The sequence below is a fragment of the Streptomyces sp. NPDC006512 genome, from assembly GCF_040611935.1.
GTDB lineage: Bacteria > Actinomycetota > Actinomycetes > Streptomycetales > Streptomycetaceae > Streptomyces.
Genome location: NZ_JBEXPG010000054.1, coordinates 44,371 through 59,469 on the forward strand (window position 1 = coordinate 44,371; position 15,099 = coordinate 59,469).

Below are 15,099 nucleotides of genomic sequence, written 5' to 3' on the forward strand. Positions count from 1 at the left end.
CGGTTCCACCTCTCGGTTGGTGGTGCAGGGGGGGCAGGTCGGTTCAGGGGCCGGACCGGGCGCTTCGGACTCAGCCGAAGTGGACGGTCCACTGCACCCACAGGGGCAGCACGAGGAGCGACGCCAGGGAGCTCTTGACGACGAGTTCCGCCGACATGGCCACGTCGACGTCGTAGCGCTGCGCGAAGATGAAGAGGTTCTGCGGGGCCGGCATGGCGGCGATCAGGACCAGGTAGGCGAGCCAGTCGCCGTCGACGCCGAAGACGTAGCGGCACACCGCCCAGGCCATGAAGGGGAAGACCAGGCATTTGAAGGCGACGAGCCACATCTCCTCCAGCGTGGTTCCCCGCAGGTTGAGGCCCGCACCGCCCAGGTGCAGGCCGAGGGCGAACAGGGCCACCGGGGAAGCGCTGTCGCCGACGAACGCGAAGCTGTCCAGCACCGCCTCCGGCAGGCGCACCGACAGCAGGTTCAGCAGGATCCCGGCGTTGCACGCGAGGACGACGGGCGTCACGAGCGAGGCTCCGACGGCCCGGGCCAGGCGCGCGCCGGGCCCGCCGGTGCGCTCGGGCCGGCCCAGCTCCATGATCGAGATGACGACGAGGGACAGCACGCAGACCTGGAACAGCAGTACGGGAAAGATCGGTGCGGCGTTCCCGAAGAGCATGATGAACACCGGGACGGCGAAGTACGCGGTGTTCACCTGTACGCCCGCCATGATGCGCAGGGCGACGCCCCGGGGGTCCAGTACGCCGGACAGCCGGGCCGCGGTGCCCACGACGGCCACCGCGCAGGCGGCGGTGGCCGCGTAGCCGCCGATCGCCCGCCAGTCGAAGAGGGCGGCCAGGTCGCTCGCGTAGATGTTGCCGAACAGGTAGCAGGGCACCGCGAAGAGGAAGGCGTAGTCGGCGAAGACCTTGGAGCTTTCCGCCGGTACGATCTTGCGTCGTGCGAGGAGGACGCCGCAGCCGAAGGCCAGGACCACCGGCAGCAGCTTCTCCAGGGCGGTTACCGCCCCCATGTGTGCGGCACTTCCACCGGGCTGCGGCCTGCGATCAGGTCGTGGTAGCCGGTGATGAGCCGTCCGATCACGTCGTTTCCGGTCAGGTCGTAGTGGTGGTCGTCGATGCGGGCGACCGGGAGGATCTCGCAGGCGGTGCCGCAGATGAAGGCTCCGTCGGCCTCGGCGGGGAAGCCGCGGCCCAGGTCGCCGATCTCGTACGGGATGCCCTCGTGGTCGGCGATCGCCAGGACGCAGGCCCGGGTGATGCCGTCGATGGTGCACCGCGTGGTCGGGGTGTGGAGGGTACCGCCCCGGGTGAAGAAGACGTGGGCGCCGGTGGCCTCGACGATGTTGTCCTGGTCGTCGAGGAGCAGCGCGTCGTCGAAACCGGCCCGCAGGGCGTGGTTCTTGCTGACCGTGCCGATCATGTAGTTGCCGGCGGCCTTGCTCTTGACCGGGGCGTAGAGCGGGGACGGCCTGCGGTACTCGGCGGTGACGAGGGAGATGCCCGTACGCAGGGCGTCGGCCGCCGCGTAGTAGCCCGCCGGGATCTCCCACGCGGCCACGGAGGTGTGCACGGAGGTCCTGAGCGCGGCGGTCTGGATGACCTCGGAGCCGCGCCAGGCGTTGACGCGTACGTAGCCCTCGGTGATGCCGGCCTTGGCGACGACGTCGAGGGTGGCCCGGTGGAGGGTCTCCTCGTCATGTTCGAGGTCGAAGTCGAGGATGCGTGCCGAGGTCCGCAGCCGCGCGAGGTGCTCGCGGAGCATGAAGGGTGCGCCGCCGTAGACGCGGACGCCTTCGAAGACGCTGCTGGCGTAGTGCAGGCCGTGGGTGAGGACGTGGAGCTTGGCGTCGGCCCAGTCCACGAGGCGGCCGTCGAGCCAGATGTGACCGGTTCGCTGGTCGAAGGGAAGCAAGGGGGGCACCTCAGAGCGCAAGGTCGAAGAGCGGGTTCTGGAGATCACCGACGAGGGCGACGAAGCGCCGCTGGTGCGGGGTGAGGCTGCGCACCGACACACCGTGCAGGGCCAGCGGGTTGATGGGGTACATCACGAGCGTGTTGCTCCGGTACGGGACGGTCGCGACCTCCTCGACGTACTGCGGATCGATGTCGAACCGGTTGTCGCCGTACTCGGAGGCGCTGGTGGTGAACTTGTGGGCGCCCTCACGGTACTTGTAGAGGACGAGGTCGCCGCCGATGGCGTCGTCCTCGGCGAGGCGCATGTAGAAGAGTCCGCCGAAGAGCTTGTACGGCTTGTCCACGTGGGGTCCGCGGTAGGCGGAGGGCCGGCCGGTCACGGCCGAATTGATGACGGCGGTGCAGTCCATGAGGATGTCGTGGGTGTCGAAGCCGTCCCGGTTGCGGCGGCCGACGCGCAGGTCGCGCAGGGGGCCGCACTGCTTCTCGGCGTCGGGCAGGTTGGCGAGCAGGTCGTCCTCGAACAGGTCGAGGAACTGGGAGTAGAACTCCGGCGACGCGTGGTAGGTGACGAAGTCCTTCCACACCTGGGCCGTCGCCTCGTCCTGGAGGATGTGCTCCGACATGTAGTTGTAGCGTTCGTTCGACGTGATCTCCTTGCCGATCCGCGTGCCGATGTACTCGACGTCGGGCATCGAGGCGGCCAGCGCGTCGTACAGGGGCCGGGGCAGCGCGTCGGTGATCACGATGTGCGGGAACGGGTCGCGGCGGATGTCGTCCTTGGTGACGCCGGCCAGCAGCGAGTGGATGGGCTGGGTGGACCGTGACATGTCTGTCTCCTACGGGGTGAGGTTCCTGGCGGAGAGCCAGGTTTCGAGCATCAACAGGGACCAGAGGACTTCCGCGGTGTGCGCGCCCGGGTTCTCGGACTGCATGCGGAACAGGTCGCGGACGACGTCCTGGCGGACGTGGTCGCGGTAGCGGGCGCCGGGTGCGAGGAGGGTGTCGCCGATCAGCTCGTGCAGCGCTTCGCCGGGCCTGATCATCGCCGCGATGGGCAGGGTGAAGGGCTGCTTGGGGCGGTCGATGACGCTCCGGGGGACCCATCGGCGGGCGGCTTCGGAGACCGGCGCCTTGACGGTGTCGCCGACGACCTTGAGCACGGCGGGCAGGGCGTGGGCGAGGCGCATCACGGAGGGCTGGAGGAACGGGATCCGGGCTTCCACCGAGTGGGCCATGCTCAGGTGGTCGACGCGGCGCAGGATGTAGTACGGGAAGCGTTCGGACTGGTCGTAGCGCAGCAGCGTCTCCAGCTTGTCCAGCTTCCCGGAGCGGACCCGGCGGTCTAGTTCGTCGCCGGTGCGGTCGCCGAAGAAACCGCCGTTCGCCGCGAGGTGGGCCCGGTGGGCGGGGGTGTAGAGCCGCTCCAGGGTGCTGGTGCCGATGGCGGCCATGGTGTCCTGGTAGCCGCGGTGCCAGGTGGCGGAGTCGTCGCGCGCGGCCTTGACGAAGCGGGCGTAGCCGCCGAAGAGTTCGTCGGCGCCGTCGCCGGTGAGGGCGACCTTGAACCCGGCCTGGTGGATGGCTTCGAACAGGGCGAAGGTGCTGAGGCTGTGCGGGGCGTTGTTCGGCTGGTCCAGGTGGCGGACGAAGCGGTCGACGAGGGAGGGGAAGTCCGCGGGGTCGAGCAGGACCTGGTGGTGGCGGGTGCCGCTGTGGCGGGCGGCCTCCGCGGCGAACTGCCGTTCGTCGGCGGGCCAGTCGCCGCGGTAGGCGACGTTGAAGGAGGCCAGGCCGGGGACGATGCGGGCGGCGATCGCCGAGGTGTAACTGGAATCGAGGCCCCCGCTGGTGATGACGCAGACGGGGACGTCGGCGTCGAGCATCCGGGTGAGTTCGTGGCGCAGCGTCCCGTCGAGGAGGTCGGCGGCCGCGTCGAGTCCGGGCCTCCCGTCCGGCCAGTGCGGTTCGGCGGGCGGGAGCGGGGTCCGGGTGACGGTGAGGCGTCCGTCGGCGAAGCGCAGTGTCGTGCCGGGGGCCATGGTGCGGACCTTGGCGTACACGGTGTCGGGGCCCCATACGGCCCTGCCGCCGAGGTAGCGGTCGATCGCGAGGGGGTCGAGGGTGTCGGGGAAGTCGGGGAAGCGGGACAGGGCCTGGAGTTCCGAGGCGAAGCAGAGCCGACGGCCGTCGGCGGAGAGGTGGTAGTAGAGCGACTTCATGCCCGCGTGGTCGTTGAAGAGCTTCAGGCAGGGCTCAGTGCGCCGGTCGACGACGGCGATCGCGAACATGCCCTCCAGGCGGGAGACGAAGGCGTCCCCGTAGCGTTCGTACAGGGGCAGCAGGACGTCGCCGTCGCAGTCGCCCTCGAAGGCGTGGCCGGCCGCGGCGAGTTCGGCGCGCAGTGCGCGGTGGTTGTAGATCTCTCCGTTGAACACGCACGTCATGTCGCCCAGGACGAAGGGCTGGCGGCCGTGGTCGATGCCCTGGACGGCGAGCCGGTTGTTGCCCAGTGCCCAGGTGGCGGCGGTGTGGACGGTCTGGTCGTCGGGACCGCCGTGGTGCATCGCCCGTGCGACGGCGTGCAGGACGTCGCGGTCGACGGGCTCCGCTCCGAAGTGGCCGTAGATGCGGCACATGGTGGTGACCTCTGTCTGTGTGCGGGGGGTCGGGGCTGAGGGGCGGGGCTCAGGGGCCGACGGGCGTCAGGTGGTGGCCGGACGGGCTCTGCCGGGCCTCGGGGTGGTGGCGGGCGAGGAACTCGGTGACGATCTCGACCTGGCGGAGGATGTCGTCGAGCTGGTTGAGGCTGGGGCTGACGCCGTGCCCCTCCAGGGCGCTGTTGCCCGTCTTGAGGTAGATGGGGGCGGCGACGCGGACGAACTCGGGGGCCTCGTAGGTGCGGACGAATCCGCCGGACATCCGGGGGTTGTCGACGTGGCAGTCGAGCGGGATGGACACCGCCTGGCGCAGCGCCGCGATCATGGACAGGGTGAGGTCGCGGACGGGGTTGAAGCTGTCGGCGCCGAGCATCTCCAGCATCTGGGCGGAGGCCGCGTTGCCGTGGCCGCAGTGGGCGGAGACCTTGAGGTGGATGTCCTCGGGGAGTTCTCCGGCGGTGCGGAGCCGGTTCAGCACCCACAGCAGGCCCTCGTCGTAGACGACGAAGCCGCGTACGCCGAGTTCGAGACCGCGTTTGACGTCCTCGACGGCCCGCACCATCTGTTCCTGGCCGCGCAGCCGGTAGCCGATCCGGACGCCCTCGGGGGTCTGGACGCTGCCGCCGGTGTCGTAGCTGGCGCGGGGGCCGACCGACATCAGGATCTCGGCGCCGTACTCCCTGCCGAGGGCGACGTACGCGCCGATCTCCCGGGCGGTGTGCCGGTACATGCCGCGGGTCTCGGTGATGCGGTTGATGGTGAAGCCCCGGCGGCGGCTCTGGGACAGGAGGGTCTCCGCCGCCTGTACGGAGTTGACGGTGGGCACCTCGATGCGGAAGTGGCAGCCGTCGTCGAAGGTCTTCCCCGAGCCCTCGGTGACGGAGGGGTCGGCGTCCGGCAGTCCGAGGCGGGCGAGCTGGGCGCGGGTCTCGGCGAAGAAGTGCCCGGATGCGGCATGGGGGGCCGTGGCAGGGGCCGTCGTGGGCGTCGTCATGGTCATCCCGTCACCTCGATGCCGAGCAGTTCCGCCGTCCGTCCGACGATCTGCTCCGCGATCCCGATCGATGTCGTGTGGTCGGCGTGGACGACCTGCACCTCGCCGAAGTTGCCGAGGTTGCCCCGGCATGCGGGCAGCACGTCGCCGTCCGGGAAGCGGACCGTCAGCGCGTGCAGGGCGTCGCCGTACTCCGTGGCGGCCCAGTCGAGGGCGGGCACGCGGTCGGGTCGGGGGGCGGGGTCCGCGGCGCCGAACCAGCGGACGGTCGCGTACCGGTCGAAGGTGGGGGTGCGGGGCTCGACCTGTTCGTCCAGGTGGACGCGGACCAGCAGGTCGAAGATGTCTCCGCCGCCGGCGAGCCGGTAGAGGTTGGGCAGGCAGGAGCCCATGATGCGCGGGTTGAGTTCGATGAGCCGGGGGCGGCCGTCGGCGCCCAGCATGATCTCCACGTGGAAGATTCCGAGGCGCAGGTCGAGGGCGCCGACGACGTCCTCGGCGAAGTCCATGACGGCCGCGTGCTCCTCGGCGCCGATGGCGGCGGGGATGGTGGTGCCGGTCTCCAGGGCTTCGTGGCGGTCCCAGGTCGAGCGTTCGCTGACGGCCAGCCGCAGGAAGCGGCCGTGGGAGAGTCCGATCTCGGCGGAGACGAAGCGGCCGGTGAGGTACTCCTCCACGAGGATGCCCGCCTCGTAGGTGGTGTCGTCCGCCGTGGCCCGGGCCACGGCTTCGCGCAGGGCCGCCTCGTCGGGTACGACGTGGGCGCCCTCGCTGGCGGAGCCGCGGGCGGGTTTGACGACGACGGGGTATCCGGTGTCTTCGGCGAAGGCCGCGGCCTCCTCGAAGCCGGTGACGACGGTGTGCCGGGTGGTGTCGATTCCGGCGGCGGCGAGGACCTCCCGGCAGCGGTGCTTCAGTTTGGCCGCACGGGCGCCGCGGGCGGAGGTGAAGGGGACGCCGATCTCCTCGGCTATCTCCGCGACCGGTACGACGAGGGCGTCGACGGTGGCGACGAACCCGTCGACGGGCCTGCGGCGGTGGACGTCGAGGACGCAGGCGCGCAGGGCCCCGTACTCGGTGGCGTCGTCGAGGACGTGCACGGAGTCGACGAACTCTCCGTAGGGCGAGGCGTCGAAGTCGATGTTCTGGGTCTTCTCCATGCGCAGCGAGCGGATGAGGGTGACCTCGTGTCCGAGCCGTTTGGCCGCTTCGAACGCGGGTGCGTTGCCGGTCTTCCAGGTGACGAAGAGGACGTGTCTGCGGGTTTCGCGGGGCGTTGTCATCGGACCTTCCTGGCGAACCGCTGGCCGATCCGCACGAAGGCGGGACGGCTGGTTCCGGGTGCGGGGATGAAGGAGATGGAGCCGGCCAGGACGTTGTTCTTCGACATGGAGCTGAAGCCGCCGGCGCCGGAGAGGACGAGGTCGCCCTCGTCGAGGCGTTGCCACTGTCCGTCGCGGTCGCGTTCGGAGTACTCGTAGCCGAGGTGTTCGCGGCCCCGCAGGACGTTGAGGCGGTAGCCGTCGGAGTCGTACAGGCCGGCGCAGGCGTCGAGGTCCATCTCGAAGGGACGGCCGGTGCGGATGAGGCCTTCGCCGGTCAGGGCGCGCAGGAGGTCCTCGTACAGGCCGAAGGCGGGGTAGGCGTTGGCCAGCAGGAGCAGGAAGGTGCGCTGCTCGGGGAAGATCTGGATGAAGTTGTGGTGGCCGCTGCCGTTGGAGTTGAACCCGAAGGCGGTCGGCCCGAACATCAGCCAGCCCAGGCCCCAGGCGTGCATGAAGTGGTGTCCGGGGACGTCGATCTGCGGGGTGCGCATCTCTTCGGCGAGGGCGGCGGACAGCAGCCGTTCCCCGCTGGGGGCGACGCCGTCGTCGAGGGCGAGGAGGGCGATCCTGGCGAGTTCGTCGAGGGTGAGGCAGACGGAGAAGGAACCGGCCGCGTCGTCGGCGATGGTCTGGGGCGGCGGGTCGTGGCGTACGTAGCGCTGTGCGGTCTCGCTCCACAGGTAGCCTGCCGAGACGGTGTCCTCGTAGTGACCGCCTTCGGTGAGGGTCTCGGGGATCTCCTTGATGCCGAGGGGGGCCAGCATCAGTTCGTTGACGGCGCGGCGCCAGGGCACGCCGAGGAGTTTCTCGATGAGCGCGGCGACGATGGAGGTGCCGCAGGCGGAGTACGCGAAGACCTCGCCCGGCTCGAAGAGCTGTCCGTACCCGGAGAAGGTGTCGAGGTAGCGGTCGAGATCGGGAAGGTCGGTGTCGTGCCAGACCTCGAAGGAGTCGTCGATGCCGCTGGTGTGCGACAGGAGCTGACGCAGCGTCACCTCGACGGTGCGGCCGCCGCTGCGCCGGAACGCCTGCGGCAGCAGGGTGGTGAGGGGCTCGTCGAGACCGATCAGGCCCCGGTCGACGAGCCGGAGCGCGGTGAAGGCCAGCATCGGCTTGGTGATGCAGGTGACGCGCTGGCGGGAGGCCTCGCCGCGGGGGGCGCCGGTCTCGATGTCGTCGACGCCGTGGTAGGTGGAGCGGAGCGTACCGTCGACGTACACGGCGGCGGCGGCTCCGGGGACGCCGTGGCCGCGCCCGGATGCGTGGAGGGTCTCGGCCACCGCGGCGAGCCGGGCGTCGGAGCCCGCCTCCGCCGTGGCGGCGGGGGCCTGCGCGCGTTTGCGGCGCAGCAGCCGGGCTTGTGCCGTCAGGGTGCGGTGCTCGTAGATCTCGGCGACGCCCACGGTGCGGCCGGCGGCGTCGCCCAGCCGCGCGGCGAGCAGGTTGGCCAGCAGCGAGTGTCCGCCGACGGAGAAGAAGTCGCGGTCGGCTCCGAGGTGGGCGACGCCGAGCAGGTCGGTCCAGACGGCGGCGACGGCCGCCTCGTCGGGGTCGTCGGTGGTGAAGGCGCGCTCGCCGCCGACGGAGGCGCTCCAGTCGACGTCACGGGCGGCGAGGGCCTTGCGGTCCACCTTGCCGTTGGGCAGCTGCGGGAGCCGTTCCTCGGTCAGGATCCTGGCGGGCTGCATGTAGTGCGGGAGTTTGCGGCGCAGGTGGTCGGCCATCGCGGCGACGGGGACGTCCGCGCCTTCGAGGCCGACGTAGCAGACCAGCCGGGTGTCGTCGTCGGTGCGGACGGCGAGGGCGGCGACGTCGCTCAGGCCCACGACCTCGCGGAGCACGGACTCGATCTCGCCGAGTTCGATGCGGAACCCGCGGACCTTGACCTGGTTGTCCTTGCGGCCCATGAACCGCAGTTCGCCGTCCTCGGTCCAGCGGGCCAGGTCACCGGTGCGGTAGAGGGTGCCGGCCGGCAGGTGCGGCGGGGCGGGGACGAACACGGCGGCGGTGCGCTCCGGGTCGTTGATGTAGCCGCCCGCGAGGCCGTCCCCGCCGAGGTGGAGTTCGCCGACGACACCGCGGGGCACCAGCTGTCCGCGCGCGTCGAGCAGGTGGGCCGTGGTGTTGTGGACGGGTGTACCGATCGTCGGGCTCTCGGTGACGGGGCCGGTGAAACACTTCCAGGTCGAGTACGTGGTGTCCTCTGACGGCCCGTAGAGGTTGTAGAGCCGTTCGACGCCCGTGCTCGCGAAGGCGGCGTTGACGAGTTCCTTCGCGAGGGGTTCGCCGGCCACGTTGAGGACCGTGGTGCCGGCGGGTACGGCCGACCGCTGGAGCAGTACGTTCAGAGCACTGGGCACGGTGTTGACCAGGCTCGGGCGCAGGGTGTCGGACTCGGTGAGGGCGAGGACGTTGTCGACGACGACGACACAGCCGCCGGTGGTGAGCGGGGCCCACAGTTCGAACACCGAGAGGTCGAAGTTGAGGGAGGTCGCGAAGAGCACCCGGGCCAGGTCCGCGGGCCGGTAGGTGTCGCGTACCCAGGCGAGCAGCGCGGTCACGTTGCGGTGGCTGATGACGACGCCCTTGGGCAGGCCGGTCGAACCCGAGGTGTAGATCAGGTGGGTGGTGTCGGCCGGGTCGACGTCGACGTCCGGTGGGTCGGGGCGCTCGGCGCCGGCCTTCTCCCACAGTTCGGACCAGGGCAGGGCGGTCGCGGGCACGGCGTCGAGCCAGGCCGCGGACGCTGGTCCGTTCGCGGGTGCGGGTCCGTGCGCGGGTGCGGGTCCGTGCGCGGGTGCGGGTCCGTTCGCGGGTGCGGGTCCGTTCGCGGGTGCGTCGTCGAAGACGACGGCGGCCATGTCGGCGGTCGCGGCGATGCCGCTGAGCCGGTCGGCGGGGTAGGCCGGGTCCAGGGGGACGTAGGCGCAGCCCGCCTTGTGGACGGCGAGGAGGAGGCACACCGTGCGGTGGGTGCGGGCGACGGAGACGCCGACGCGCGAGCCGGGGGTGACGCCGTGGGCCAGCAGGGCGCGGGCGATCCGGTTGGCCTGCTCGTCGAGCTCACGGTAGGTCAGGGTGGTGCCCCGCCACTCCACGGCCGGGGCCTGCGGGGTGCGGGTGGCCTGGGCCTCGACGTGTTCGTGGAGCGTGGTGTCGCGGGAGTACGCGCGGCCGGTGTCGTTGAGGTCCGTCAGCAGGTGGCGCGCCTCCGCCTCCGAGACCACGGCCAGCTCGCCGACCGGGGCCGTGGGGCGGCGGCAGGCGTCGAGGAGGAGGGTCCGGTAGTTGGCGGCCATGCGGGAGACGAACGCCTCGGTGAACAGGCCGCCGTCGTAGGTCAGGGCGAAGCGGATGGTGCCGGGGGCGTGCTCGACCTCCAGGAGGAGGTCGAAGCCGTCGGGGCGCGGGCCCGCCTGCCCGGCCGGGGCCGGGGTGTCGCGGCTGACCAAGCCCACGCGCAGTCCGGTGCCGAGGTCGGCGGGCACGTCGGCGTGCTCCGGGTTCCCGGCGGCGGCGCGGTAGCGGGCGGAGAGCGCGGCGGTCAGGGTCACGAAGGCGACGTCGTCCCCGATCCGGGAGCGGACGGCGACGGGATGGACCCGGTCGGCGTCCGGTCCGTCGGCTCGGGCCAGGACGAGGTCGTCCTGGCCGCTGTAGCGGTGCAGCAGCACGGTGAACGCCGCGCCGAACAGGTCTGCGGCCTCGAATCCCCTGGCCCCGAGGAACTCGCTCAGCGGCAGGAACGCGTTGTCGGTCCAGGAGTGCGTGACCGGGGCCTGCGATGCGCCTCCGGAGTCCCTGACGGGGAGCTGGAGGGCCGGAGCTGCGGTCGATGGCTCTTCGGGCGCGGCGGATGTGACGGCGGGCATTTCACCCACGGGCTTGATTCCCCTCGTTCGGTGGCGCTGTTCGGTCTGCGGGCACGGCGGACCGTCCTTTCCGTGACGCGCGGTGCACGGAAAGGCGTCCTGATGGGTGCGCGATACCTCCGGAATGCGCGCATACCGACGGAACCCGGGGGCCCGGAGGGGTATGAGCGGTACGGAATGATGGAATGCGAATGCAGCAGCGAAGGACGGAGCGCCGAATTGTGAATTAAGGATGGAGGACTGCGGAAGAATTAGGCGGGTTCACAGAGTGGAGGGTTCGCGCGTGCGCGTGGAGTATCCGCTCCGGGCGGCCCAGCGCGCGACGGGCGGCATCAGGGCCCCGACCGCGACGAACCCGACGGCCATGACCAGCCAGCCGACGGCGCCGTGTTCGATGGCCAGCCAGGTGAGCACGGCGGGCGCGATCATCTTGCCGAGGTCGGCGCCCATCGCGGCCGTGCCCTGGTACTGGCCCTGGGCGTGCTCGGGCGCGAGGCCGAACGACATGCCCCAGCTGCCGGCCGACTGCCGGATCTCCCCGAGTACGTGTGCCAGCGCACCGGCGACGAGGAGGGCGCAGGCGACGGCCGCGGAGGCGCCCTCGGTGAGGGCGAAGACCACACAGGCGATGCCGAGGCACAGGGATCCCGCCCGGGACGCGCGTGCTGCGGCGTTCGGTTCGTCGGTTCCGCGCGCGGCCCTGACCTGGAGCAGGACGACCAGGGCGGTGTTCGTGATGAGGATGACGGCGATCATCCAGCGGGGCGCGCCGGTGTGGTGGAGCACCCAGAGCGGGAGGACCACGTCCAGCAGCAGGTTGTGCATGGAGAGCAGGCCGTCCAGCACGACGAAGGTGAGGAAGGGCCGGTCACGCAGGACGACCAGCGCCGGTCCCGGTCTGGCCGGCTGTGGCGGCACGGGCGGGAGCAGCAGCGTGAGCAGGCCGCTGACCAGGTACGTTGCCGCGTTGAGTGCCACGGCGGCCCGGTAGGCGGCGGGCGTGTCGATCACGAGCGCCAAGCCGGCGAGGGCGGCCCCTACGGAGACGCTGACGTTGCTGGTGGCCCGCAGGTAGGCGCGGACGGATACCCGGTCCTCGGGAGGGACCAGTCCGGCGACCATGGCCATGCGGGCACTGCGGCTGGCGCTGTAGGCGACGGCCTGCAGGGACAGCACCAGCAGGTACTGGTGGAACCCGTCGACGAGCAGCAGGGCAGCGGTGAGCGGCCCGAGGGCGAGGAAGGACCAGATCTGTACGGCCCGGGGGCCGATCCGGTCGGCCAGGTGGCCGCTGGGGGTGCTCAAGGCCAGCGCGACGCCCGCGGCGACACCGACTCCGATGCCGAACTGTCCGGGCGAAAGCTTCAGGACGGACGTGGCGTAGATGGCGTTCAGCGCCATCCACAGGCCTTGTCCCAGGGTGTGCACCAGCGTGATGCCGGTGAGGGTGCGGGCAGGGCCGCGCTTCGGGAGCAACCGGCTCAGCATTGCCGCACCGCGTCACTCGGATTGAATTGTCTGGACCATTTCTCGACCGTCAGGATCACTGACACCGCTCCGACCTCTCGTTCAGCACCATTGCCAACGACAAGATTCGGGAATTTCCCCCGTAGGCATCCGGCCAAGGTCGTCGGCCGGACACGAAGATCTATTAGAGACAGCGTCGGGGGGCACGTCCAGGAAATTCACTGTGGCGCTCATCACACAGCAATTGCGGCCGGCCGGGGCAGTAAATTCTTGGTGAAATCATCCGGAGCAATGTCGCGAACGTCCGGACTACTCGTGAGTAGTCGGCCTGAACGGAACGTGGAAGAGGCGCGCGGACGCGCGCCTCTTCCACGTTCGAGTTGGTCCGGGGGCCCCGGAGCGTCAGGGGGCGGACACCAGCATGCCGTTGATGCCGCCGCGGTCGGCGGAGGTGGCGTTGAACTCCACGATGACCATGCGGTCGGTGTCGTTCCGCCAGAGGACGACGTCGCCGGACGAGGGGGTCACGTCGCGAACGGTGCCGAGCACGTCGCCGGTGCCGCGGGCGACGGCCTCGAAATCGCCCCGGGTGACCGTCCCCGACTCGTTGACGCTCACGGTCACCGTCTCGCCCGGACTCGCATAGACCCTGTCACAGCGCTCGAAGGGGCCGGGCCGGACGGAACACGTGAACGGGGCGCTGTCCGCCGCCGGTACCGCGACAGCCTGCGGCGCGGTACCGGTCAGCGGAACGGCCAGGGCGAGGCCGGCGACGGCACACGCCCACCGGCCGCGCCTCAGGGCGCGGCCTGGACCCCGTGTGCCGCCCACGGCCGTGGGGACCGGATCGGTGGAAGGCTTCATGTCCTGCTCACCTCGCGCACGCGCCCCGAGGTCACCGTCGCGGTGGCGTCGGGCTCTTGTTCGCCGGCCGGGCGTGGGTGCCGTCGCTGTGGGGCGATCGGCGGCCAACGGGCCGGTACGGGACGGTCGCGGTGTCCCGGTCCGTCGCCGGGGCGTCCGCGGCATCGTGGTCGGTGCGTGGTCCCGGACCGACGGCCGCTGCAGACGTACGGGCGGCCGACGCGTGTCCGGTCCGCGCGAACGGGGACATCGCGCACTCCCTTCGGATTCTCTTCCGGGGCGGGGGCACCCGCAACCCCGGCAGCGGGTGTCCCCGGGCGTGGCCGGCGCCTCGCGGAGTGCGCCCCGGTTACAGGACGGCCACCGTGAAGGCGTTGTCGACGTACCGGCCGTTGAGGTCGTAGGTGTAGACGGTGACGGCGTTCGCCCCGCACGTGGCGCTGGGTGCGGTGCTGAAGCTGCGGCGGTTGCTGTTGGGCAGTTCGACCTGCACCACGCTGAAGGCCACGTTGACCCGGTCGCTGACGTTCACGCAGTACCGGCCGACGTCGAAGCGGCGCACCCAGTTGATGTGCTTCGCGCGCTTCAGGACGCCCGTCGCGGTGACGTCCGCGGCGGCCTGCACGTACGGCGAGGTGATGGGTGCCGGATCGGCGGCCGCGGCGGCGGGTACCGCGAGCGTTCCGGTCAGGGCGGCAGCGGCGAACAGGACGGGTACGGAACGGCGCACGACGCACACTCCCAGTGAGGACGGCCCACCGTGGGTCGGGTGGGTGTTACCCACCCTCACCGGCGCCCACCGTGCCGAAACCGCGACGCCCGCCCGGCTTCGCCCGACCGGGCCGCAATGTCACCCACCTGGCCCGGCCGGACGGTCGGCCGCGACCACGGAGCGGCCGTCCGGACCACCACCGGTGCAGGACGGCGGTGTTGCGCTGTGAAAGAAAGGCCTTGGCCGTCGGTCGGAGCCGGGGCTAGCTTTGCCGCCATGCGCGAGTTGATCACCGACGACCGTCGGACGTTGGCTGTGGAGGAGTGGGGCGACCCCGCCGGGACACCGGTCGTCTACCTCCACGGCAGCCCGATGAGCAGACTGGCCCGGTACCCGGACGATTCCCTCTTCCACGAACTCGGCATCCGGCTGATCACCTATGACCGGCCCGGGTTCGGGGGCTCCACACCGAGGCCGGGCCGTCGGGTCGTCGACGCCGCCGTTGACGTGGCCGCCGTCGCCGACGCGCTCGGCCTGCACCGCCTGGCCGTCTTCGGGGTGTCCGGCGGCGGCCCGCACGCCCTGGCCTTCGCCGCCCGGTATCCCGAACGGGTGACCCGCCTCGGGGTGCTGGCGAGCCTGGCTCCGCGTCACGCGGCCGGGCTCGACTGGACCGCCGGCATGAACGAAGGGAACTGCCGTAGCGCCGCCGTCGCGTTGACCGGCAGGCAAGCCGTCACGGAACACCTGGCGAACGTCGGAACGGCCGGTCTGCCGCCGCTGCCGGAGATCGAACAGGCGGTCCTTTCCCGGCCGGAGATCAGCGCGATGATCGGCCCGGCGTTCGCCGAAGCGGTCCGGCCGGGGCTGGACGGCTGGGTGGACGACGTCACCGCGCTCTTCGGCACGGAATGGGGGTTCGACCCGGCGGACATCACCGTCCCGGCACGGATCTGGCACGGCGGCCTCGACACCCTGGTACCCCCGGCGCACGGCGACTGGCTCGCGGCACGCATGCCGACCGCGACCCTGATCAGACAGGCCGACGCCGGCCACGGCGGTCACTTCGACGCCACCCCCGCGATGCTCGCCTGGCTGATCAGCGATGACGAGGGCGAGCCCCGCGCCCGCCGCTGCTGACACCGGGGTCACGGCCGGGGGGGGGGGGGCCCCCCCCCCGCCCCCCCCCCCCCCCCCCCCCCCCCCCCCCCCCCCCCCCCCCCCCCGCGCGCCACCCCCCCCACCCCCCCCCCCACCCCCCCCGCCCCGTCAGAAACGAA

11 protein-coding genes are annotated in these 15,099 nt (G+C 71.3%); 1 reads left to right on the top strand and 10 read right to left on the bottom strand.

The features are described 5' to 3' along the window. Positions 1-70: 70 nt before the first annotated feature. From ABZZ17_RS30350 to ABZZ17_RS30395, 10 genes are all read right to left on the bottom strand, one after another. Positions 71-1,021 carry an AEC family transporter gene (locus ABZZ17_RS30350; protein WP_356880682.1) on the bottom strand — a complete coding sequence of 317 codons (951 nt, stop codon included), beginning with the start codon at positions 1,019-1,021 and terminating at the stop codon, positions 71-73. Then, positions 1,009-1,923, bottom strand: coding sequence for an aminotransferase class IV (locus ABZZ17_RS30355; RefSeq protein WP_356880684.1), 915 nt, complete (start codon positions 1,921-1,923; stop codon positions 1,009-1,011). The genes ABZZ17_RS30350 and ABZZ17_RS30355 overlap by 13 nt, the downstream gene beginning before the upstream one ends. A 10-nt stretch (positions 1,924-1,933) precedes the next feature. After that, positions 1,934-2,755: a hypothetical protein gene (locus tag ABZZ17_RS30360; protein WP_356880686.1), complete on the bottom strand. Its 822-nt coding sequence runs from the start codon at positions 2,753-2,755 to the stop codon at positions 1,934-1,936. A 9-nt stretch (positions 2,756-2,764) separates the two neighbouring features. Further along, positions 2,765-4,564 (bottom strand): asparagine synthase (glutamine-hydrolyzing), encoded by a 1,800-nt coding sequence (gene asnB, locus ABZZ17_RS30365; protein ID WP_356880688.1) that lies wholly within the window; start codon positions 4,562-4,564, stop codon positions 2,765-2,767. A gap of 49 nt (positions 4,565-4,613) precedes the next feature. Then, entirely contained in the window at positions 4,614-5,579 is a 966-nt protein-coding gene (locus ABZZ17_RS30370; protein ID WP_356880690.1) for a peptidase, read from the bottom strand. A 2-nt stretch (positions 5,580-5,581) separates the two neighbouring features. Continuing rightward, positions 5,582-6,862 carry an ATP-grasp domain-containing protein gene (locus tag ABZZ17_RS30375; protein ID WP_356880692.1) on the bottom strand — a complete coding sequence of 427 codons (1,281 nt, stop codon included), beginning with the start codon at positions 6,860-6,862 and terminating at the stop codon, positions 5,582-5,584. Further along, on the bottom strand, positions 6,859-10,776 hold the full coding sequence (locus tag ABZZ17_RS30380) for an amino acid adenylation domain-containing protein (protein WP_356880706.1): 3,918 nt from the start codon (positions 10,774-10,776) through the stop codon (positions 6,859-6,861). The genes ABZZ17_RS30375 and ABZZ17_RS30380 overlap by 4 nt, the downstream gene beginning before the upstream one ends. Positions 10,777-11,037: 261 nt before the next feature. Further along, the gene (locus ABZZ17_RS30385) at positions 11,038-12,252 is read right to left on the bottom strand and encodes an MFS transporter (RefSeq protein ID WP_356880694.1); all 1,215 of its coding nucleotides are present in this window, start codon (positions 12,250-12,252) and stop codon (positions 11,038-11,040) included. A gap of 393 nt (positions 12,253-12,645) precedes the next feature. Beyond that, positions 12,646-13,107 (bottom strand): hypothetical protein, encoded by a 462-nt coding sequence (locus ABZZ17_RS30390; RefSeq protein ID WP_356880696.1) that lies wholly within the window; start codon positions 13,105-13,107, stop codon positions 12,646-12,648. 349 nt (positions 13,108-13,456) lie between these two features. After that, positions 13,457-13,837 (bottom strand): hypothetical protein, encoded by a 381-nt coding sequence (locus ABZZ17_RS30395; RefSeq protein WP_356880698.1) that lies wholly within the window; start codon positions 13,835-13,837, stop codon positions 13,457-13,459. A gap of 258 nt (positions 13,838-14,095) precedes the next feature. On the opposite strand from ABZZ17_RS30395, the gene ABZZ17_RS30400 reads away from it, so the two are divergent. Continuing rightward, positions 14,096-14,959: an alpha/beta hydrolase gene (locus tag ABZZ17_RS30400; protein WP_356880700.1), complete on the top strand. Its 864-nt coding sequence runs from the start codon at positions 14,096-14,098 to the stop codon at positions 14,957-14,959. Positions 14,960-15,099 lie beyond the last annotated feature (140 nt).